This window comes from Lacrimispora sp. (genome assembly GCF_047605665.1).
Classification (GTDB): Bacteria; Bacillota; Clostridia; order Lachnospirales; family Lachnospiraceae; genus Lacrimispora.
The window spans coordinates 115,879-138,134 of record NZ_JASGFH010000002.1 but is presented as its reverse complement, the minus strand read 5'-3'; the positions used below and the strand labels follow the sequence as shown (position 1 = coordinate 138,134).

Sequence of the window (22,256 nt, the reverse complement as noted above, 5' to 3'; positions counted from 1 at the left end):
GATGATCTCAGAATGGAATTACAGCACAAGGGATGGCGGAGAATAAACTCTGGCACCCAGCTCTGCGTCGAGCAGGTACAGTCCCTTTGCATCGTTTCCGAATAAATCGTATCTCTTTATGATCTCATCCGTATTCTTCTCTTCCTCGCTCTGTTCTTTTACGAACCAGTCAAGGAACTGCATGGTACGGAAATCCTTTAATTCATATGCTAACGCATAAATATCGTTGATCGCTGCCGTAACCTTCAGCTCATGGGCATAAGCCTCCACTGGCGGCTGGCGGAAATCAGTGTACTCAAAATGGGGAGCTTTGACATCCTCAAGCACCACTTTTTCACCGTTGTAGAGAAGATAATCCATGAAAAGCATGGCATGGTCACGCTCTTCCTGAGTTTGAATCCTGAACCAGTTTGCAAAGCCGCCTAAATTACTGTCTGAATAATAATTAGACATATCCAGATAAATATACGCAGAATACAGCTCAAAATTGATCTGCTTGTTAATCTTTGCAACAATGTCTTTGTTTAACATAATTCTTATCCTCCTTTTGCATTATTTTTCATGACTTCATCAAATTATCAAAATCATCGATGGAATGACTCCTATATGTTTATCCATCTTTTTATATTCTAGCACTTTTTACTCAAGTATTCAATGATGTTATTTGCTCTTTTCTTTCCTTTTTTCCCATGCTGCCCATAAAACACCGGCCACACAGATGGAAGAATAGCATCCCGTAATCACACCGAAGAACATGGGAAGGGAGAATTCAATGATGGAATCAATCTGGAAATAAATGGAAGCCACCATAATAATCAGTACGCAAAGCCCTGTTGCAACAGAGGTGTTAATGGACCGGCCAAGGGTCTGGCTGGTGCTGATATTTACCAGATCTGTGACGGACATCTTCCTGTCTTTTTTCTTGTTTTCCCGGATTCTGTCATAGATAACGATGGTATCATTGATGGAGTATCCGATGATTGTGAGCACCACCGCCACAAACGCGTCATTTAAAGGAATGCGGAATAAGACAAAGGCGAAGAACACCACCACCACGTCGTGAAGCAGGGCGATCATGGCCGTCACTCCGGCCGGAAGTCCTGACATGGCGGAGAACCGTATCCACACATAGACGATGATGAATACCATGGCAAGGGCAATGGCCAGAACCGCATTTTTCAATGCCTTTGCGCCGATATAGGGCTCTACCACAAAGGTTTCTGAAAGCTGCGCATTCACATTTTCCGAGGTGCTGTTAATGGCATCGGTGACAGCCTTCTGCTCCTCCGGTGACATTCCCTTATTTCCTGCAAGGGTGACGGACAGTCTCTTAAGCCCTGTCATGTTGTCTTCCTTGATCTGAACCGTAACCGGTCTGTTGGTTTCCTGTTCAATCACTGCCTGAATCTGTTCCGTATCCGCTTCATCGGACACAGAGTAGCTTAAAACTGCGCCGCCGGTGAACTGGGTATCCAGGGTCACGCCCTGGGTAAAGCAGCCCACAATTCCTGCTGCGATCACTACGCCTGAAATAACGCCAAATATATATTTCTTCTGGTAAAAAGGAATGGTTTTAATATCTTTTCTGATGCGGAAATACTTTTCATCTCTCCACTTATCAAATTTAACAAGGGATAAAAGGAAGTTTCTGGATACGGTAACGCCTGCAAAAAGGTTTACAATCATACCCACCAAAAGGGTGTATCCAAAGCTCAGCATGGTTCCGGAGCCTAAAACCATCAGGATGATGGCAATGATGGCTGCCGTCACGTTTCCGTCCAAAACAGAAGAAAACGCATTTTTGTATCCGTAAGCAACCGCATTCTTAATAGAAGAACCGTTTTTCAGCTCATCGGAAATACGCTCTGAGGTGATGATGTTGGTATCCACCGTCATTCCAAGGGTCAGGATAATACCTGCGATACCCGGAAGGGTTAAGGTATACTGAGGGATGGAAATGGCCAGCATCTGCAAAAGCATCTGCATGGTCAAAGTGATACAGGCCACCAGACCGGGCATCTTATAAAAGCTGATCATAAAGACACATATGACGAAAAATGCTGCAACTCCCGCATATACCATGATGTTTAAGGCATTGCTTCCCAGAGAGGGGCTTATGGTGGAGAAGTTGGTGGTCTTTAAGGAGAAAGGAAGAGAACCTGCGTTGATCTTCTCCGCCAGATCCTTGGCATCCTCATACGTCTTCATGCCTGTGATGACGGCCTGGCCTCCTGAAATCTTGTTCTGCACAGTCGGGTTGGAGATCAGGGTGTTGTCCATGTAAATGCCCATGGGCTGTCCGATCAGCTTTCCTGTGGCTTCTTCAAAGAGCTTGGCTCCCTCTGCATTAAAGGTCAAAGCTACCTGATAGCTTTTAAGCCCGTTGTTGTTTGCCGTATCAGGCGCTGCATTCTGCACGTTCTTTCCCTGAATCAGCACATTTCCCTGAGGGTCACGGAAGGTGAGCTCTGCCATCTCTCCTAATTCTGCAATGGCATCTTCCGGGTTAAAGTTGGTTTCCCCGGATTTCCACGGGAACTGGACGATGATGTAACCGCCTTCTTTATCTACGGTCACTTCCCTGTCCGTAATGTTCTCATTATCCATTCGGGTTTCAATGACTTCCCTGGCAATGTTCAGTTCCTGCTCCGTGGGTTTGCGGTCTAAGCCCTGGGGCTCAAAGATAGCTTCCACGCCTCCGCGGATATCAATTCCATAGCGCATCTCAAAAATGCCCTTGATGCTGCTTCCCAGGCCGAACACAGCCGTATAAGCCAGCAATGCCAGTGCAAAGAAAATCACTGCCAGCGTTTTCGTTCCTTGCTTCATAAGTTATCCTCTTTTCGTTTCATATTCTATTTTCTGTAATGACCTTCCCTTCTTATCCTGTTGCATTGTACTACAAATCATTTTGAAATACAATGTTTCTCTCAGGAGTCTCTGACAAGTTTTTTCAAAATATTTTCAAAAGTCTGCTTCTCTTCCTCGCTGAGAGCGGCTAAAATGCCGGCACTCCGGACTTTTTCATATTCCTCCGCCTGTCTGCTCCCTTTTGCGCTCAGGGAAACAAGGTCTTCCCTGTCTTTTTCCTTTTTATAGGTAATATCCCCGTTTTTCTCCATTTTTTTCAATGCTTTTCCCATATCTTCTGAACATACTCCGGAAAGGGCCTTTAACTCCTGCTTTGTCACCGCTTCTTTTTCACGGAGAAGAGCCGCCAGGTAATTTCTCACTTCCCTGCTGCCCAGACTGCGTTCCGGTTCTTCAAAAAGCTGCCGGTATCCTTTTTGATAGAGGTGGAGGATTACGGTTTCCGATTTTTCCGGCTTCCAGACTCCCTTTTCCCTGCTCTTTTCTTTGTCTTTTTCTTTGGTTTTCTCTTTACGTTCCTCTTTCCCTGCCTTGGACCGCTTCTTTATATCCGCTGCCAATGCCCTTCCCTTCCCGCAATGGGGACTCCTTAAAGAACAGTGCCTCTTGCAATGGGGGCAGTGATCGTCTAATGTCATTTCTTTTTTCATTTTACAGACTCCCTTTCTTTTGTAATTTTGAGGATAACTTCTGTAGATAACTTTTATTATATTTTTTTTGCTTTATTATTTCAAGATAATTTTTACGAAACAAAAGTTTTCTCAGCAGACGAAACGATTTTTATAGACTTTTCTCATTATTATGATATTATACTTTAAAAGCAACCAAAAATCCATTTCTATTGGAAACATTAAAGGAGGGTTCTTATGATTACTTTTATGGCTTATTTTCTAATTGCCGTCTTCATGACTCTGATCATGACCAAAAAAATGACACCGTTTGCTGCTTTGCTGGTCATTCCCGCCGCTTTCGCAGTGATCGGAAATCTCATCGGGCTTTGGAGCGGCGACATCGGCAAATTCGCCCTGGACGGTTTAAAAACCACCTCTGTTACCGCCATCATGCTGCTCTTTGCTGTTTTGTTCTTCACATTGATGATCGATACAGGCCTGTTTGACCCTCTTTCCAATGCAATGATCCGCTTTGCAAAAGGCGATCCCCTTAAAGTTATGCTGGCTACCGTACTCTTATCTGCCGGCGTTTCGTTAAACGGCGACGGAACCACCACCATGATCATCGTGTGTTCCGCATTCGTTCCAATTTATAAAAAGCTGAAGATGAAAATGCTGGACCTGGCCGTACTCACCATTCTCTCCCACTCTGTCCTCAACTTACTTCCCTGGGGCGGTCCCACGGCCCGCGTGATCACCGTGCTGGACCTGGATGAATCCGCTGTGCTGCGGGGACTGGTTCCCATGATGGTCTTTGCCACCCTCTATATGATCGGCGTATCCATCATTATGGGATTAAGAGAGCGTAAACGCCTGGGTATCGTCAAGTTTACAGATGAACAGTTAAAGGAAATGACCACTATCGTGGACCCGGAACTTCTGGCCATCCGCCGTCCAAAAAATCTTTGGATCAACCTGGTTCTCACCACAGTCGTCATCATCCTGTTAATCCTCGGTGTCATGCATTCCGCCATCATCTTTATGGGAGCCACTGCCCTTGGAATGCTGATCAACTATCCAAAGATTGCCGACCAGCGGGCCCGTATTGAAGCAAATACGCCGGATGCCGCTCAGGTGAGTATGGTTGTTATGTCTGCCGGTGTTTTCATGGGAATCTTAGAAGGAACCGGTATGGGCGCTGCCATCGCTTCCAGCATGACCACGGTCATCCCTGCAGGCTGGGGAAGATTCTGGTGCCTGATCATCGCGCTCATTTCCGCTCCGGGAACCGTTTTCCTCTCCAACGATGCCTTTTACTTCGGCGTGCTGCCTCTTCTGGCGGAAACCGGAAAGGTTTACGGATTCACTCCTATCCAGATCGGTTTTGCTTCCCTTATGGGCCAGGCATTCCATCTGCTCAGCCCTCTCGTTCCCTTCATCTACGTTCTTCTCCGTCTGACTGACGTGGATATGGGCCAGTGGCAGAGAAAAAGCGCCCTATGGGCCATTGGAATCTTCGTCATTTACATAGTGGTCGGAGGGGCATTCGGTCTGATGCCCTGGGTTCTGGCTTAGGGATAAAAAGGCTGAAACAGCGGGAAAATGCTGTTTCAGCCTTAATTTTATTTTACCGGGACTTTTCAAGCTCCAGCACAACTGCCTGATATCCGTTCAGGCATAAACCGCCGCCTTCCCAGACGACTGTACCGTAATTATTCAGCAGCACCCGTTCCACCTTCCCAGGCAGTTCAATCCTCCTGGGCTCTGTCTGGAAGTTTCCTATAACCAGAATATCCTGATCCTTTCCCCTTCTATAATAAGCCATCACTCTTTCAAGCTCCTTATAAGCCTCTTCCAGGGCCCCGTATACAAAGGTGTCCTTATACGCTTCTGACTTTCTTAAGGCAATCAGCTTTCTATAATACTGAAATACGGAATCCGAGTCCTCTTTCTGATCCTCCAGATTGAGCCTTTCATACTCCGGGTTCACCATGAGCCAGGGCTTTCCCTCTGTAAATCCCGCATTTTTATCAGAGCTCCACTGAAAGGGCACCCTGGCATTGTCCCTGCTGTAGCGGCAGACAATCTCAAATGCCTCTTTTTCAGACAGTCCATGATCGAGAGCCACCTTATACTGGTCGAGGGTAGAAATATCGTCAATATCTTCTATGGAACGGAAGGCAACATTCTCCATTCCGATTTCCTGGCCCTGATAGATGAAAGGAAGCCCTTTCAGCATGAAATACAGGGTCGCCAGCAATTTTTTGGAAGCGTCGCTGCATTCTCCCTGAGGAATATATCGGCTCACTCCTCTTGGCTCATCGTGATTTTCTATGATGCTGCACAAAAATCCGATACCTTCCACCCGCATCTGGCTCTCAAAGCAGCAGTTTTTATAATCATCAGGCATAATCGGCCGGCTGTCATACCAGCCCTTTTCACTGGCCCCGAATACGGTTTCCCTGAAATCAAACATGGAGGAAAAACACCCATTTTCTCCGATGAAATCCGGCAGTTCCTCAGGCTTTTCATTAAATACCTCGCCGACGGTAAAAGCATTGTGCTTTTGAAAGGTTTCTTCCTTCATTTCCTTTAAGAAGTCAATAACACCCTTCGCTTCCTCCAGCATCTTTTCACAGGAAGCCAGGCCATCCTCCCTGTCCGGCTCATAATCGTGAAACGGAAGGGCCTTTTTGATATTAATAATGGCATCAATCCGGAAACCTGCAATTCCCTTTTCCAGCCACCAGTTGATCATGGAATAGATTTCCTTTCTGACAACCGGGTTCTCCCAATTCAGATCAGGCTGTTTCTTATGGAATAAATGGAGGTAATATTGGTCCGTATCGCCGATCCTCTCCCATACGCTGCCTCCGAAATAAGACCTTAAATTGCTGGGCGGCTTTCCCTCCCTGCCTTTTTCAATGTAAAAATACTTCCCATACTCCCCTTCCGGGTCCTCCATGGCCTTTTGGAACCACCGGTGTTCATCGGAGCAGTGGTTAACCACCAAATCCATCAATACGTACATATTTCGTTTTTTCGCTTCGGCAATCAGTTCATCCATATCCTCCATGGTTCCAAACCTGGGATCAATGTCATAGTAGTCCGAAATATCGTATCCCTGGTCTGCAAGAGGGGAACAGTAAATGGGGGACAGCCACAGAATATCAACGCCCAAGTCCTTCAAATAATCCAGTTTTTCTATGACTCCCCTTAAATCTCCCACTCCATCCTGATTCGTATCCTTAAAGCTCTTAGGATAAATCTGATATGCCACCTTGTCGTGCCACCACTGTTTTTTCATCTCCGTATTACCCATCCTGATTTTCATATTTTTATAAAATTCCGGCCCATCTTCCAGGCTCTGTTTACACTATGGCTGTCTTTCCCTTAGAAAGCAATGGCAGCCGCCTCATAAGGCAGAAGCGCATCCTTACACTGATCCCAGGGGCGGTCATAATTGTGGATCAGGCACTCCCCTTTTTCTTCCCGGAACTCCTCAGAAAGAGAAACCTCTGCCTCCTGATCTGAGAAATTGCATAATACCAGCAGTTTTTCATCTCCCAGTCTCCTTACATAGGCAAATATCCTGGGGTCCTCTTCCATAATGAGTTCATATCTTCCATATACAATGATGTCACGGTTCTTTCTTAAGTTAATCAGTTTTCTATAATAATGGAATACAGAACCTTCATCTGCCGTCTCAGCCTTTGCATTGATTTCCAGATAATTGGGGTTTACCGCCAGCCACGGTGTTCCCGAAGTGAAGCCTCCGTTTGCACTGTCATCCCACTGCATGGGAGTTCTGGCATTATCCCTGCCCTTGCAGCGGAAATAGCTCATCATCTTTTCACGGCTCACCGCTCCCTTGCCCACAAGCTCCTCATAGGCATTCAGGCTTTCAATATCCCGAAACTGAGACATATCCTCAAACGGAAAGTTCGTCATTCCCAGTTCCTGTCCCTGATAGATGTATGGAGTCCCCTTCATCATATGAAGACAGGTGGCAAGCATTTTTGCAGATACCTTCCTGTATTTGCTGCTGTCATCTCCAAAATGGGATACTGCCCTGGGCTGGTCGTGATTATCCCAAAAGAGGCTGTTCCAGGCACAGCCTTCCAGCCCTGTCTGCCACTTTGACATGATCCGTTTCAGCCTTAAAATATCCGGCTTTTTATCCGTCCACTTTCCGATCTCTCCGTCGCCCTCCACATGTTCAAACTGGAACACCATGTCGAGCTCTCCCTCATTTTCACCGGAATACTTTCTGGCTTCCTCCACAGTGACACCTGCTGTCTCTCCCACGGTCATCAAGTCATATCTGGAAAGCACTTTTTGGTTCATCTCCTTTAAATACTCATGAACGTGAGGTCCGTGAACGGCATAAGGGGAATAATCTCCATATAATCCGCCATTTACAGGGCCGTCAGGGAGGTTCTGAACCTTTGATATCATGCTGATCACATCCATTCGGAAGCCGTCAATTCCCTTCCTGCACCACCAGTCCATCATATCAAATATTTCTTTTCTCACAGCCGCGTTGTCCCAGTTTAAATCCGGCTGTTTTCTGGAAAATAAATGGAGATAATACATTCCGGTATTTTCATCGTATTCCCACGCCGGGCCGCTGAAACAGGAACCCCAGTTGTTAGGGCAGACCCCGCCTTCTTTTCCTTCCCTCCAGATGTAATAATCCCGGTATGGATTGTCCAGGCTTTTCCTGCTTTCCACAAACCACTCGTGTTCGTCAGAGGTATGGTTGACCACTAAATCCATTACGATTTTGATTCCCCGTTCGTGGGCTTCGGACAGAAGTTCATCAAAATCTTTCATGGTTCCGAACTCATCCATAATCTCCCGGTAATCACTGATGTCGTATCCATTATCATCATTAGGGGATTCATAGACCGGAGAAAGCCATATCACATCAATTCCCAGCAGCTTTAAGTAATCAAGCCTTGACCTGATTCCATTTAAATCTCCGATTCCGTCCCCGTTGCTGTCCTGAAAGCTTCTGGGATAGATTTGATATACAACTGCTTCCTTCCACCATTTTCGTTTCATAGCCATACCCCTTATCATTATTTATGAGTTATTCGAAACCAAAACGCCGTAAATCAGCGTATTAATCCCCGTTATTTTATACCTTATGCGCATAAGTTCATGCGTTTACTATATATTATCACGTTCCAGACAGGACATCAAGTCCTTCTCTCCCTTTTTTCGGAATCAACCAACCCAGCTTTCATAAAAAAAACACATGTAAAATCACCGATACATGCGTTTTTCCTCAACTATTTTAATTCCCTCACCGAATCTCTCTCTTCAATATAAACCGGAAGCCGCTGACAGCTCTCTTTGCAGTCCTCTTTCCGTATCATATGAGCCAGCTTTTCCACCGCAATGCTGCTCTTTTCTGTGACATCCTGATGAACGGTTGTCAGAGCCGGTCTTACCAGCCTGCTGTAAACGTTGTCATCAAAGCCGACAATGGATAAATCCTGGGGTATTTTCATCCCCTTGTCCATGAAGTAATTCATGATGTGGGCGGCATAATAATCGGATGCACAGACAAAGGCAGTAAACTCTCCGGCTCTGGAGTAGGCATATTCCAAAAGGGAAGTCATATCCGCTCCCTTAGGCTCCAGAAGGAGAAAATTCCCCTCCCCCGGCAAAAGCCCGGCTTCCTTCATGGCCTCCTCATACCCCTTCCGCCTTTGAAGATCACACCCTTCAAAATTATCCGCAAGGTACGCAATCCTTTCATGGCCTCTGTCTATTAAATACCGTGTGATTTCATGGCAGCCCTTTTTATCCTGGATTCCCACATTTACATGTTCAAAGGAGGTGCTGTCAAAATAGCTGTCTATAAAAACCATGGGCCTTTTGACCTTTTCCTTCAGCAGCTTTCCATCCTCCTGCTTCATTCCAAGGAGGATGAGCCCGTCTGCATTCCAACTGGCAACGGAATTGATGATTTCTCCCATATCATCGGATATATACAGCATAATAAAGTACCCCATGGCCCTGACACAGCTCTCCAAAGCTCCGATCAGCTCACCTCCAAAGGGGTCCTTTACAAAGTTTTCATACTTATTCCGGCTGGCTTTCATGGCCAGGCCGATGATGCCGGATTTGTTTCTGGCCAGATTTCTGGCGTTAATGTTGGGAACGTAATTGCATTCTTCTATGAGCTGTTTTACCTTTTCCACCATGGCAGGAGAAACTTCACCGGTTTTCCCGTGGATGACATTGGACACTGTGGTGGTACTGGTTCCAAGCATTTCAGCCATTTCTTTAATTGTGATCATACTGCTTTCAGTTTCCTTTCCTGTACTGCTCCGGAGTGACGCCTTCTATTTTCTTAAAAAGCTTGGAAAAATAGGTGCTGTTTTCAAAGCCTAAAATATCCGATACCTGATAGACCAGCTTGCCTTCCTTTAACATCTTCTTGGCCTCCTCCACCTTTCTCCGGTTCACATAGGGGATAAAATTTTCTCCCATGTTCTTTTTAAAATAAGAGCTGAGATAAGGCTCTGACACCCCGATTCTGCGGGCCGCCTCCCCAAGCTGTAAAACCGAAGTCAAATTGGTGTCAATGTAGTCCAGCACCTGTTCAATCAGTTCGGATTCAGACCGCTTCTGCCTGCTGAAAAAAGCGTTGACATACTCCTGCACGAACTGGTAAAACCATTCCTCCATATCTTTAAAGCTGGTAATGTGGACAATGCTCTGGTAATGCTTATAGCTGCCGAAAACAGTGACCTCTTCCATGGTTCCGCCCAAATGGGAAGCCCGGTCTGAAAAACGGCTTAACAGCTCAATCATCAGCTTTTTGACCAGATTGACGGACAGGAAAACGCACCCTTCTATTTCCTTAAAAAGCCGGTCTAAAATAAAAAACATGTCCTTCTGGGAAGTAGTCGCCAGAGCCCGGTCAATTTCCTTATAATATTGATTCACATCAAAAGGATAAGAGGTCATGACCTCAACCGGATTCTCCAAAGACACGATCCCCTCGCCGCCGCCGTAAAATGCGATCACCTCAATGGAATTAAGCAGTTTTAAAAAATACATTTCAGGGATGTCCGCCGTATCATAGGCGGTTATGCTCACATAGAATTCAGCGTCAATAAAGTGGCGAATCTGCTTTCTCAGCGCCTCCAGCTCGCCAACCGTTACCTCTGCCTTACTAAAAAGCAGCATCTTCCCCTCATATATTTTTGTAACAATCTCTTTTCCCATTCCGTGATAGAACTGGCCGCAGATGGTCTCAATGATCTTTAAATCCACCATTTCATCCGTATGCTTCCAGAGCATGCAAAAACAAAGACAGTACCCCTTTTCAAAGCTCTCAGGAGCTTCCTGAATGCTCTTTTTCATATCCCTCCTGGTCTGGGCTGCAGATTTGGTCTCTCCCTCTAAAAAACGTATGCCGGGAGTTCCCACGATGTTTGCCAGGGTATTGGTCAGCTCCTCCTTTGTCAGTCCAAACTTTCTCACATAGTCAACCGCACCCAGCTTCATGGCCATCTTTACGGTGTCAAAGTCGTCATAGCAGCTTATGATGACCGCCTTTGTGGGGATGTGCTCTTCCTTGATGATCTTTAACAGCTCAAGCCCGGAAATAACAGGAATATTAATGTCCAAAAGCAGCAAGTCCGGCTGGTACTGCCGGACCCGTTCCAAAGCTTCTTCCCCGTCCTTTGCATCTTCCAAAAGAAGAAACCCCATCTTTTCCCAGTCTATGAGAGAGCGAAGCCCGGCCCTGGCCAGCAGCTCGTCTTCAACGATCATGGTCCGTATCTTCAAATTGTCCATCTGCACCTCCCTTTATGAGCTTAGGAATTTTCAGGGTAATCCGAAATCCAATTTCAACGGATGGATCAATCTCCAGTCCGTACTCTTTTCCAAACAGCGCCTGCACCCGCTGATGGATGTTTGACAGGCCGATTCCGGTGATCTTGTACTTGCTGGTGGTCTGGTCTGCTAAAAGCAGCAAGTCAGAATCCTGCTTTTCCATCCCCTTTCCATTGTCCACCAGAGTCAGCTCGATGTGGCCGTCCACCTCTTCAATCCGCAGAACGATCAGCCCATCCTCCATGTGGGTCATACCATGAAGAAAAGAATTCTCCACCAGAGGCTGAAGGCAGAAGCGAGGGATCAGGCATTCCTCAAGTCCCTCCTGAATGGTGTAGAAAAAGCTGACCTGATCGCTGAAACGTACCTTCATGATCTTCACATAAGCATTGAGAACTACCATAGAATGGGCAATGGTTCCCAGCTCGCTTCCATGGTCATACGTTTCATATAACAGAACGCTTAAATCCGAGAGCATACCCGACACCTCGGTATCCTGGTTTAAGGCCGCCTTCCACTGGATCACATTTAAGGTGTTAAAGAGAAAATGAGGGTTAATCTGAGCCTGGAGGGATTCGTAATACGCCTTCTCCTTCTGCTCCGTCTCCAGCCTCACATCCTCAATCAGCTTATGGATTCTCTCCCTGGCTCTGTTAAAGCTCTTCTCCAGCTCCACCGTTTCCCGAAAGCCTCCCCGTCCCTCAATCACACCGGAATCGCTCTGTTCAATGGTCTGCATATGGCTGACCAGGTTGTTGATGGGGGCCGTAATATAAGTGGAAACCTTCAATATAGAAGCAGTGATGGCAATGGTGATGACGATCATGAAGACCATCATAATGTGGGTGATCTTCGTCACCCTGTCAAAAATAAGGCCGTAATCCCCGATGTACAAAAGAATCGCATCGTTTGATGCCAGCCTGGTCGCCATATAAAAAGTACTTCGTCCATCCCGGTTCACCACCAGTTCATCTGTACGAAGTTCATTCAATCCCATATTCCTTACAATGCTTCCCGCAAGTGAACCGTGATGCTCATCCCTCACCTCTGAAAGCACTCTTCCATCCCCCGAAAGCATGACCATAGTCCCCTGGCGGAACACCGGCTCGCTGATATCATCCCAGAACACACTCTGAGGAATCCTGACAAACCAAAACCCCAGGTTCTGATCCTTATACTTTTGGACGATCCTTCCAAAAGCAAAGGTATTTCTCTCTCCCATCATCTGATTCATGAAGCTGTTGATTTCCAAATCCCAGTAAGGAAACTTGCCCTTCTGGCTGATTCCGGCATACCAGTCCGACTTTTGGTACTCTATGCCCACCTCCTGGGTCCCGTTGGAGGTGATAAAAACCCCATCCCTGGTGAGAATGCCAATCTGTCCTAAAAATCCCGCCAGCACGCTGACCTGGGTCTTTTCCAGGATTCTGGCAAGCTGGGTCTGGGCCCTGTCCCTCTCATACGCCCCTCCCCCTTCATAAATGGTGCGAAGCAGGGAAATGTTCTTATCATCGGTAATAAATGCGCTGCTGGAATAATTGGCGATCTCAATGATGTTATCAATTTTATCCGCCTTCTGGCGGAACATCATCTGATACGTTTCCCGGATATTGGAGGACATGTTTTTCTGGACCATGACAGAGAGGATAATCAGAGCGACAAACAGAGGCATGAGCACATAGAGCACAATCAGCATAACCATATTCGTTTTGATGCTTAACCTGGACACCCTGTTTTTCATTCTGATACCCTCTCCTGTCCTTTTATCTCAGCCTTTTACCGCACCGGCTGACAGCCCGCCCACCAGATTTTCCTGTACCATGACGAAGAAAATCATGACCGGAATCAGGCTCAGCACCACCGATGCCATCAGGGGACCCCATTCCGTAGAATACTCTCCCACGTAATCCCGGATGCCCACCTGTATGGTCTTTTTCAAAGTCGTATTAATAAACGTATTTGCATACATAAACTCATCCCATGACATCAGAAAGCAGTAAAGGCTGGTGGCTGAAATGCCCGGCTTTGCGATGGGAAAGATCACCCTTATAAATGACTGGAACCGGCTGCATCCGTCAATGAGGGCAGACTCCTCGATCTCCCATGGAATCTGGGTGAAAAATGTGCACATATTCCAGACTGCAAAGGGAAGTGCAAAGGAGCAGTTTATGATAATCAGGCCCAGATGAGAGTCGATCAGCCCTATTTTTTTCATGATAACATAGTAAGGAATTGAAAGCAACACGCCGGGAAACATTTTCGTAAACAGGATTCCAAGCTTCATCTGGAGGGAACCGAATATCCGGTAACGGCAGAATCCATAGGCAGCGCTGACAGCCGTCAGCATACAGACCGATGTCACAATGATGGAAATATAGGTGCTGTTTAAAAAATACCGGACAAAATTGGATCGGAAAAGCACCTGTTTAAAATTATCCATGGTGATGTAATCAGGGATGATCTGGCTGGCATCATAAATCTGTTCCGAGGATTTTAACGAGGTAAAAATGACCCAAAGGAAAGGTGCTGCCGCTGCCGCCACAATGATGACTGCCAGTGTGTATAATATTGCAATGTCAAGTTTCGTCCTTTTCATAACTGCACATCCTTTCCTATCGGCCGTCTTTGTCCGCGCCGATCATTTTCACGTAAATTACCGTCAACACTGCGATGACCAGGAAAATAATCACCGATACTGCCGCGGCATACCCGAATTTGTGATCAACAAATGCCTGGCGGTATGCGTATGTATACATGATTTCCGTGCTGTTTAAGGGTCCGCCCTTGGTCAGCAGCCAGATGGCATTAAAGTTGTTAAAAATAGAAATGGCATTTAAAATCACCGCCACCGCCATGGGCTCCTTGATGTTGGGCATGGTGATATACAAAAACCGCTTCACTTTTCCCGCCCCGTCGATGCTGGCGCTTTCATACATGTCGTGGGAAACTCCCTGGAGGGCTGCCAGTATAAAAATCATGAGAAAAGGCGTGCTCTTCCAGATATTTGCCACAATGACCGCCGGCATGGCCGTACTGATATTTCCAAGCCAGGAAACAGGGGATTCAATCACTCCCAGCTCCAGCAAAATCACGTTGAAAATGCCGATTTTCGTATCATACAGGGCGCTGAAGGTGAGGGCGCTGATCGCCGCCGGAATGGCCCACGGGAGCAGGGCAACGGTCCGGAATAAGCCTCTTCCCCGCAGCCTTTCATTGAGCACCAGGGCCACTACCAGGGCAAGGCCCACCTGAGCTGCCAGATTTACAAGGGTCCATACCAGGGAATTGGAAACGGACTGTATGTATTTTGGATTTGCAAAGATGACCGCGTAATTTTTAAGCCCTGCAAAGGTTCCAAAATTAGGTGCATTGGAACGGGTCATATCATAGTTTAAAAAGCTGATGGCAATTCCCTGCAAAAGAGGATAAATACTAAGGGCCAGTATGGCCAGCAATGCAGGAGCGATCAGCAGATACCCGTTTAAATTGTGCCTGAAGGTATATTCTTTCGGTAGATTTTTGTTATTCCCCATCATCCGGCCCTCTCTTTCAAAGAGGCTGCCTCAGCCTGTAACCTGCTTAAGGCAGCCTCTGTAACATTTGGGATCAGTTATAATTTTCTGCAACGAATGCATTTAACTCTTCTTCCAGTTCAGCCAGAGCCTGATCCGGAGTCATCATATCAAAGAATACCTTTTTAAATGCATCCACCATTTTTTCATCCACAGATGCTGCGTTGACAACTCTGGGTCTTGGGACTGTATAGGAGGATTCATCAATGAACACCTGATAGTCCGGGTTGATTTCCAGAATAGGAGCATAGTCCACATCGGTTCTTCCGGGTATTCTTCCCTGCTCGGTCAGCACAAAATCAGAATCCTTGCCTGTTAAATATTCCACAAAGGCCCAGGATAAATCCTCTGACTTGGTGTTTGCATTGATCGCCAGGTTGTAACCGCCCAGGCAAACCGCCTGTTCCTTTCCTGAAGGCATGGGCACCAGGCCGAATTCCAGCTCAGGATTGCCTTTTACAATGTTCTTATAAGCCCAGTCGCCGCAGATGAAGAAGAGACAGTTTCCCTGTACAAAAGGCGTATAAGCCTTATCCCAGCTGGTGGCCTCCTTCATGCTCTCAGGAAATGCCTTGTATTTCGTATGGAAGCCTGCATAGTAGTTAAAGGCTTCTTTTCCGCTTTCATTGTTTACGGTCACCACAGGTTTTTCTCCTGTCGTATCAATGACCGGATTTCCGTTCTGGAAGAAGAAGTTGAACATGGCATAGCCATCCAGTCTCGTTGCCAGACCTTCATATCCTTTTTCCGTGGCCTTTTTAATGCACTCCTCGAATTCTTCCCAGGTAACAGGAGGATTTTCCACTCCGATGTCGGCAAGGATGGTCTTATTATAGTAAAGACCCGTGTTGTTAAAGTACCAGGGCACGGAATAATAGCTTCCCTGATATACGCCGGAATCGAGAGGTCCCTGTAAATAATCATTTTTGCTGGCTGAAATCCTGTCATCAAGAGGAAGGATCAGTCCCATGGCCGCCATATCGATAGGCCAGCCCGCGTTGTCAAGAGCCACCACGTCAGGGCCTGCTCCTGCCAGAGCTGATGTGGAGAATTTGGAAACCAGCTCATTTCCCGGAAGACCTTCTATCACCACCTTTGTGCCAGGGTGAAGCTTCATAAAATCCTCTGCTGCACGGACCACAGCAGGGCTGTCCGAATTGGTAAATGAATTGTTAAGAAGAACCGTAATTTCCCCTGACAATTCCTTTTCCTCTGCCTTTGCTGTCTCTGTACCGGCGGTTCCCGCCTCTGTTTTAGCTGCCTCTGTCCCTGCCTGGGTCTGGTTTGATGCGGAATTCTGCGTTCCTCCGCATCCCGCCACTGTTCCTGCCAGGAGAACTGCTGCCAAAGTCACTGCTAACGTTTTTTTCATAGAAATACCTCCATTTCCCTTCATTATGTACGTGACTCCATTATATTGTTTTTTACCCTTCCATGAAATAATCTAAATTTCCGGATTTCATATGATTTTTCATTAATTTTCTACGGTTCCTTCTGCGCCCAGACAGCCATGCTGCACTTTTTTACTATACATTTTTATCATGGCCTTGATCGGGCTGAATCCATCATCAGCAGACCAGGATTTCAAACAGCGCATCCTCAATGGCTTTTCCCGGATTAATAGCGATGACAGAGGAGATGATGGAGGCCGGATTTTCCCCCGTCAGGAAGCACTGGTATAAGTCCTTCTTTAAATTGGTTCCGATCTGCATGGAGTCCAAAAGGTCAAACGCCCGTTCCTTTAAATCCCCGTTTCCGTATACCAGTTCTTCCCCTCTTATTTCTGCCCTGATCTCCTGTCCTGCCGGCATATAGGGAAATTCCAGGATCAGGCTTCTGGTCTCCTTATCGTAACGGCTTTCAAACTCCAGGTTGGCCTCTGCCTTTAAGCCCTCTTCAAAGCCCCTGAAAATAACCTTCCATCTTCTTTCCTTTGGAAGGAGGGAAAGATCTCCCTCTGCCTTTAAGGTGAAGCAGGCATGACTCCCGCTCCAGTCAAGGTTCATCTTGGTAACCGCATATCTGCCGTTTTTAAACTCCTGTCCTTCTCCCTCATCTTCAAACAGTTCAAAGCTTCCATGATCTCCGGGGAAAATCACCACTTCCATATCAGGAGCGTTGTCCAGACCGTTTTCTCCCTCTCCATAGACTGCCATGGGAAGGATTCCTCCTGCCCGTCCAAGGGCCGGTTCCTGGGAAATGGTCCGGTTTAACACGGCCCGTTTGCCGCAAACTCCTCCGTGATAAACAAATCCGGTAAATAAGTCCGTCCAGAGCCCCGGCGGAATCCAGACATTTACAGTGGCACGGCCCGTCTCCTCGTGGGTCCTTTCCGTGACAGGGCATACCATCAGCTCGCTTCCAAAGAAATACTGGTTTGTATACACATACGTTTCCTCTGCTTCCGGGTAATAGTAATATGCGGGAATGATGACGGGAACCAGCTCTGTATGGCATCTGTAATTTAAGGTATACAGGTAAGGAACCAGCTTATGGCGCAGCTTTAAGGCGCTGACGAGTTCATCTCCATACTGCTTTGGATAGCGCCACGGCTCCTTGCCGCAGAAGGGATTGCTGTTGCTGTGAAGGCGGTTGATGGGGGAAAATACGCCAAACTGAGTCCAGCGGACCACCAGCTCATGATCCTTATACCCGCCCATATGACCCCCGATATCATGGCTCCACCAGGTATAGCCCACGTTTGAGGCCGTTGCCGTGAAATAAGGCTGGAATTTCAAGGACTCCCATGTGGTGACAGCGTCCCCGGAAAAACCGATGGGATATCTGTGGCTGCCCAGTCCGCCGTAGCGGGACAGGATAACGCCCCGTTTTCCATCCCTTTGTAAGTCCAGCAGATGATAGTGATTCAGCATCCAGAGAGGGTCCAGCCCCTCCACTCCGCTGTTCTTTCCCTGCTGCCAGTCAATCCACCAGAAATCCACTCCGATTTTTTCATTGGGGTGATGTAAATATTTGAAATAAGCCTCCAGAAATTCAATGCTGGTCACATCAAAGTGAACCGGGTCCTTATTTTCTATATTGACCTCCAGTTCCTTTGCCATTTCCTCATAAGCGTCTTCAAAAGGCATGACTCCGTCTGCCGGATGGATATTCAGGGTGATCTGATAGCCTCTGTCGTGAAGCCAGGTCATGAACCGCTCCGGGTCAGGGAAGAAATCCTTATTCCAGGTATATCCGGTCCAGCCCCTTCCATACTCCCTGGGAACATCTACAATGTGCCAGTCCATATCCATGACCACCACGGAAAAGGGCACTCCCATTTCCTCAAACCTTTGAAGCAGCTCCATATAGCTTTGCTCCGTATACTTGTAGTACCGGCTCCACCAGTTGCCTAAAACGTATTTGGGAAGCATGGGAACAGGGCCTGACAATTGGTAAAAATCATGGATGGCTTTAAAATAATTTCTTCCGTATCCCAAATAATAGTAATCCACTGCGCCTTTTTTCCTGGGAGATACCCAGCCGTTTTCATCGATCAGCAGGGATTCGCTGTCATTGAAAAAGGTTCTTCCGCTGGTATCCAAAAGACCGAATTCCAGCTCCGTGGGACCGTCAATCCGGTCCAAGGTCCTGGCTGTCCCCTTTAAATTGTGCTCTCTCGGAGGATTTCCGTATTCCGTCGTCCCAAACTGCCATCTCCCGCCGTAATTGGTATAGGCGCATTTGACATCGATGTAAAGGTTGTTGGGGGTGAACTCTTTTTTGTTGTAAACCAGGTGGAAAGCGCTGGTGGAAATTTCCAGACGTCCCTCGGTATCGGTTACTGAAAATTCCGGCTTGTCAAAGTTTCGGTTTAATACGATCTGGGTGGGGGAATCTTCAAATATCCCGTCTTTATCGTATTCCATGCGGATCATTTCAGGCGTCAGCACTGTAAACCGGTAACAGTCCCCCTGAACAACAGAATCCGGATTGCAGCGTCCATCCAGCTTCTGCCGGAAGTGTTTGCTTAATTCCATCACAACATCTCCTCCTCTTTCCGTTTTACTTATCAGTAGTTGTATCAAATGGTATCACTGTTACTCCGTGAACGCCATGATCATTTTTATTGATTGTCTGCACATTTTTAAAGGGCGTTGTAAAACAGATAAAAAATGGCAAGTTCCGAAGAACCTGCCATTTATAGATGCGCTCACCTTCCATCAGCTATATTGTTTTTGCAAATAATCCACGATTGCATCCCCTGTTTCCCATGTTGCAGCGCTTCCCCCTAAATCAGGAGTCAATGATTTCTTTTCAATCAGCAAGGCGCCGATGGCTTCAATCAGCCGGTCCGCCCATTCCGTATAACCAAAGAAGTCTAACATTTGACTTGCAGACCAAATGGCAGCTAACGGATTGGCACATTGTTTCCCGGCAATATCCGGTGCTGATCCGTGAATCGGCTCAAACATGGAAGGATATGTTCTCTCAGGATTCAGATTGGCACCTGCTGCCAGTCCCATACCGCCTGCAATAGCCGCACCCAGGTCTGTCAAAATATCTCCAAACAAATTACTGGTAACCACGATTTCAAACTGTTCCGGTTTGGTTACCATCAGCATGCTGGCTGCATCCACCAGATAACTGTAAGTTTTTACATCGGGATACTCTTCACTCACTTCTTTAAATATCTGGTCCCAGAATACCATGGAATAGTTGAGGGCATTCCCCTTGCTTATACTGGTAAGTGACTTTTTTTCAGTACGGGCTAATTCAAAAGCGTATCGAATAATTCGTTCACATCCAATCCGTGAAAATACCCCATCCTGAATAACAACTTCATTTGGTTTCCCCTTGTATAACCAGCTTCCGCTGCCGGAATACTCGCCTTCGCTGTTTTCTCTTACAAAGATCATATTGATATCTTCCGGATTTTTGTCTTTTAACGGACAGGGGGCTCCTGTCAGGAGTTTAACCGGCCTGATATTGACGTACTGGTCAAAGCTCTTTCTGATAATGAGCAGCAATCCCCAAAGAGAAATATGGTCCGGGACACCCGGATAACCGACTGCACCCAAGTAAATACCATCAAATTTACTCAATGTTTCAATGCCATTGTCATCCATCATCTTTCCGTTCTTCAAGTAAAATTCGCATCCCCAGGGAAAGTTGGTGAACTCAAATTGTATACTCTTGTCCAGTCTTGAAACACATTGGAGAACCTTCACTCCTTCCGAAATCACCTCAGGGCCTATGCCGTCTCCCGGAATTACTGCGATTTTATGTACCATGTAAAAACCCCCTCAACTTTATTTTATAGCTACATATTACTCCAGGTATGAAAATTTGAAAAATATCAAAATCCTTCCTTGCCATAACTTTTTCTTATCTCTGATTTAAAAAATCCCCCGCTTTTATAAATTGAATAAAATCAATCATGGCTGTAAACATTTGATGATTTTTTTTGTAAACCAGGCCCACTTGTATTGAGATAGGAGGATCAAAAGGAATTCCCCTGACCCCTGAACTATTATTTACAACCTCATCAAAGAGAAAACCGCATGCAATATCCTTTCGGATAAATTGTATGATTGTTTCCAGTTGTGTTGAGGTATGGATAATATTCGGTTCAGCTCCTCTTTCTTTAAATATTTTATTTATTAACGTTGTATGGTAAAAGCCTGAATGAAATAATATCAGCGGCTGCGTCAGACAGTCATCAATGGAAACCTTCTTTTTATTGGCAAGTGAATGGTTATTTGAAACACAAAATACAGTTTCCGTATTGCTGAAATTGATCACATTATAATCTGACACAGGTATTTCATTGGTTGGCAAAATCACAAGATCCAAATAATCCCTGTCCAGCAATTTCAGTAAGTCCTGGCTGCCGTGTTCTTTTGTATCAATATGTATTTCAGGATATAACAGCTTAAATGCTTTGTATATATTGGGAAACAGGCAGGTTCCGATCATGGGAGGCACCCCTAACCGTATTAATTTCCGCTTCTGTCCCCGGTCATTCATAATTTCAGTTACCTGATCTGCATGTTTTAATAATTCAGTCGCCTGCAGCAGGAAAAACTCACCCTCTTCGGTTAGCTGAAATCCCCGGTTAAGCCGTTGCAAAAGGGTCACCCCAAATTCTTTCTCCAAATCACGGATAGCATTTGTTATTGCCGGCTGGGAAACATACAATGCTCTGGAAGCTTCCGTAATATTACTGTATTGACAGGCTGCATAGAAATATCTTAATTGTAATAGTTTCATTTTGTCCGGCTCCTCCATAATGCCTTCTCAATACGGCAAAAGTCCGCCTTTTTTCTAATGGGCGAACTTTTACATCGGTTCCAGTAATCAATTTATCATGACGAATATGCGGCTTTTGGGTATTAAAAAGCCGTCAGACTCTTAGATAATGCTTTTTACAGCAGTTCCTTTATCAACTGGCATTTTATTATTTTTCAATTCTGACATAAGATATCGCTTCTGGTATTTAATCTGCACATATTGCAGCACCTTGCGGTAATAAACAGGGTTCCCGGCACCTCCCAAGACTCCCACAACAGGCAGTCCCTGAACAAATTTCAGCAGCAACATATCAAGTGCAAAGGTCTGGGCAGTCCGTTTGGTCTGGTCTGAGATGGCTGTTTCCAAATCCTCTGATTCAGTGTCCTTTTCATCCACCGCTTCCTCGTTCAAAACCTCTGCCTTCCTGTCTTTCAGGCCTTCCCTCAAAAAACGGTCCACTTCCTCATTCTTCTGATTCCAGTCTTCCCCCTTGGAAAGCGCCGTCTCCATCATTTTTAAAATCAAAAGCTTTTCTTCAGGCTTCTCATAATCATATCCATAATGCAGGGCGGTTTCATAAATTCCCTTCAAAAGAAATCCTGTAAAAACCACAATATCGGGAAGACCGATTCCAAGGGCTCCAAGGCCGATGCCTTCCACGGTGGTAATTGCCATATTCCGCATATCCGGAGACTTTGCTGCCTTGCGGAGCTGTTTCAGTTCCTTGCCCGTTCCCTTGATCTGAACGGCATAATTCTGAACAGCATAGTCCTTTAAAATAGCATCCTTATTATAGCTCTTTTCAATCACTGCATTTCCCTTTTCAAATATAATGGAAAACGCCTTACAGAACGCCTTTTCCAGACTCCCGTAAATCTTTGGGGGAATCTTTTTTTCCAATCCTTCCTTCCAGCCGGGAGCAGCATTTCTTCCCGCCGCTTTGCGAAGCTTTTCTTCCTGTTTATATATATAGTGCAGTTCCTTCTCCCAAGCAGCTTTGCGTTTGTCTGTTTTTTGCTTTTTTAACATATAAATCCCTCCGCTGATGCAGCAAATGTACACTGCGATAACCGTTTCTTAATTTAATATACCATAAAATAAGGTT

General features: G+C 46.1%; 16 protein-coding genes. 1 reads left to right on the top strand and 15 read right to left on the bottom strand.

Annotated elements, in window-relative coordinates; translation table 11 throughout:
- Positions 1-18 precede the first annotated feature (18 nt).
- The 3 genes from QM657_RS01980 to QM657_RS01970 all read right to left on the bottom strand — a co-directional run bounded on the left by QM657_RS01980 (position 19) and on the right by QM657_RS01970 (position 3,521).
- Positions 19-531 (bottom strand): ferritin, encoded by a 513-nt coding sequence (locus QM657_RS01980; RefSeq protein WP_415064845.1) that lies wholly within the window; start codon positions 529-531, stop codon positions 19-21.
- Positions 532-660: 129 nt separating this feature from the next.
- Positions 661-2,829 carry a protein translocase subunit SecD gene (secD, locus tag QM657_RS01975; RefSeq protein ID WP_415064844.1) on the bottom strand — a complete coding sequence of 723 codons (2,169 nt, stop codon included), beginning with the start codon at positions 2,827-2,829 and terminating at the stop codon, positions 661-663.
- 101 nt (positions 2,830-2,930) lie between these two features.
- Positions 2,931-3,521: a hypothetical protein gene (locus tag QM657_RS01970; RefSeq protein WP_415064843.1), complete on the bottom strand. Its 591-nt coding sequence runs from the start codon at positions 3,519-3,521 to the stop codon at positions 2,931-2,933.
- A gap of 216 nt (positions 3,522-3,737) precedes the next feature.
- On the opposite strand from QM657_RS01970, the gene QM657_RS01965 reads away from it, so the two are divergent.
- Positions 3,738-5,057 carry a CitMHS family transporter gene (locus tag QM657_RS01965; RefSeq protein ID WP_415064842.1) on the top strand — a complete coding sequence of 440 codons (1,320 nt, stop codon included), beginning with the start codon at positions 3,738-3,740 and terminating at the stop codon, positions 5,055-5,057.
- Between the two features lie 52 nt (positions 5,058-5,109).
- Here the strand turns inward: QM657_RS01965 and QM657_RS01960 are convergent, their stop codons facing one another.
- The 12 genes from QM657_RS01960 to QM657_RS01905 all read right to left on the bottom strand — a co-directional run bounded on the left by QM657_RS01960 (position 5,110) and on the right by QM657_RS01905 (position 22,180).
- On the bottom strand, positions 5,110-6,789 hold the full coding sequence (locus QM657_RS01960; protein ID WP_415064970.1) for an alpha-glucosidase: 1,680 nt from the start codon (positions 6,787-6,789) through the stop codon (positions 5,110-5,112).
- A gap of 86 nt (positions 6,790-6,875) precedes the next feature.
- Positions 6,876-8,549, bottom strand: a complete 1,674-nt coding sequence (locus tag QM657_RS01955) for a glycoside hydrolase family 13 protein (protein WP_415064841.1) — start codon at positions 8,547-8,549, stop codon at positions 6,876-6,878.
- 230 nt (positions 8,550-8,779) lie between these two features.
- A complete protein-coding gene (locus QM657_RS01950) occupies positions 8,780-9,796 on the bottom strand; it encodes a LacI family DNA-binding transcriptional regulator (RefSeq protein WP_415064840.1) in 1,017 nt (338 codons plus the stop codon).
- 7 nt (positions 9,797-9,803) lie between these two features.
- Entirely contained in the window at positions 9,804-11,306 is a 1,503-nt protein-coding gene (locus QM657_RS01945) for a response regulator (RefSeq protein WP_415064839.1), read from the bottom strand.
- A complete protein-coding gene (locus tag QM657_RS01940) occupies positions 11,272-13,086 on the bottom strand; it encodes a sensor histidine kinase (RefSeq protein WP_415064838.1) in 1,815 nt (604 codons plus the stop codon). Before QM657_RS01940 ends, QM657_RS01945 begins: the two co-directional genes overlap by 35 nt.
- A gap of 27 nt (positions 13,087-13,113) precedes the next feature.
- Entirely contained in the window at positions 13,114-13,941 is an 828-nt protein-coding gene (locus tag QM657_RS01935) for a carbohydrate ABC transporter permease (RefSeq protein ID WP_415064837.1), read from the bottom strand.
- A 16-nt stretch (positions 13,942-13,957) separates the two neighbouring features.
- Complete coding sequence (locus tag QM657_RS01930; RefSeq protein WP_415064836.1) at positions 13,958-14,881, bottom strand: carbohydrate ABC transporter permease; 924 nt, start codon at positions 14,879-14,881, stop codon at positions 13,958-13,960.
- Positions 14,882-14,951: 70 nt separating this feature from the next.
- Positions 14,952-16,289 carry an ABC transporter substrate-binding protein gene (locus tag QM657_RS01925; protein ID WP_415064835.1) on the bottom strand — a complete coding sequence of 446 codons (1,338 nt, stop codon included), beginning with the start codon at positions 16,287-16,289 and terminating at the stop codon, positions 14,952-14,954.
- 196 nt (positions 16,290-16,485) lie between these two features.
- On the bottom strand, positions 16,486-18,897 hold the full coding sequence (locus QM657_RS01920) for a TIM-barrel domain-containing protein (RefSeq protein WP_415064834.1): 2,412 nt from the start codon (positions 18,895-18,897) through the stop codon (positions 16,486-16,488).
- A 183-nt stretch (positions 18,898-19,080) separates the two neighbouring features.
- Positions 19,081-20,151, bottom strand: a complete 1,071-nt coding sequence (locus tag QM657_RS01915) for a tartrate dehydrogenase (protein ID WP_415064833.1) — start codon at positions 20,149-20,151, stop codon at positions 19,081-19,083.
- A gap of 94 nt (positions 20,152-20,245) precedes the next feature.
- Positions 20,246-21,148 (bottom strand): LysR family transcriptional regulator, encoded by a 903-nt coding sequence (locus QM657_RS01910; RefSeq protein ID WP_415064832.1) that lies wholly within the window; start codon positions 21,146-21,148, stop codon positions 20,246-20,248.
- 123 nt (positions 21,149-21,271) lie between these two features.
- Positions 21,272-22,180 (bottom strand): EcsC family protein, encoded by a 909-nt coding sequence (locus QM657_RS01905; RefSeq protein ID WP_415064831.1) that lies wholly within the window; start codon positions 22,178-22,180, stop codon positions 21,272-21,274.
- Positions 22,181-22,256: the final 76 nt, after the last annotated feature.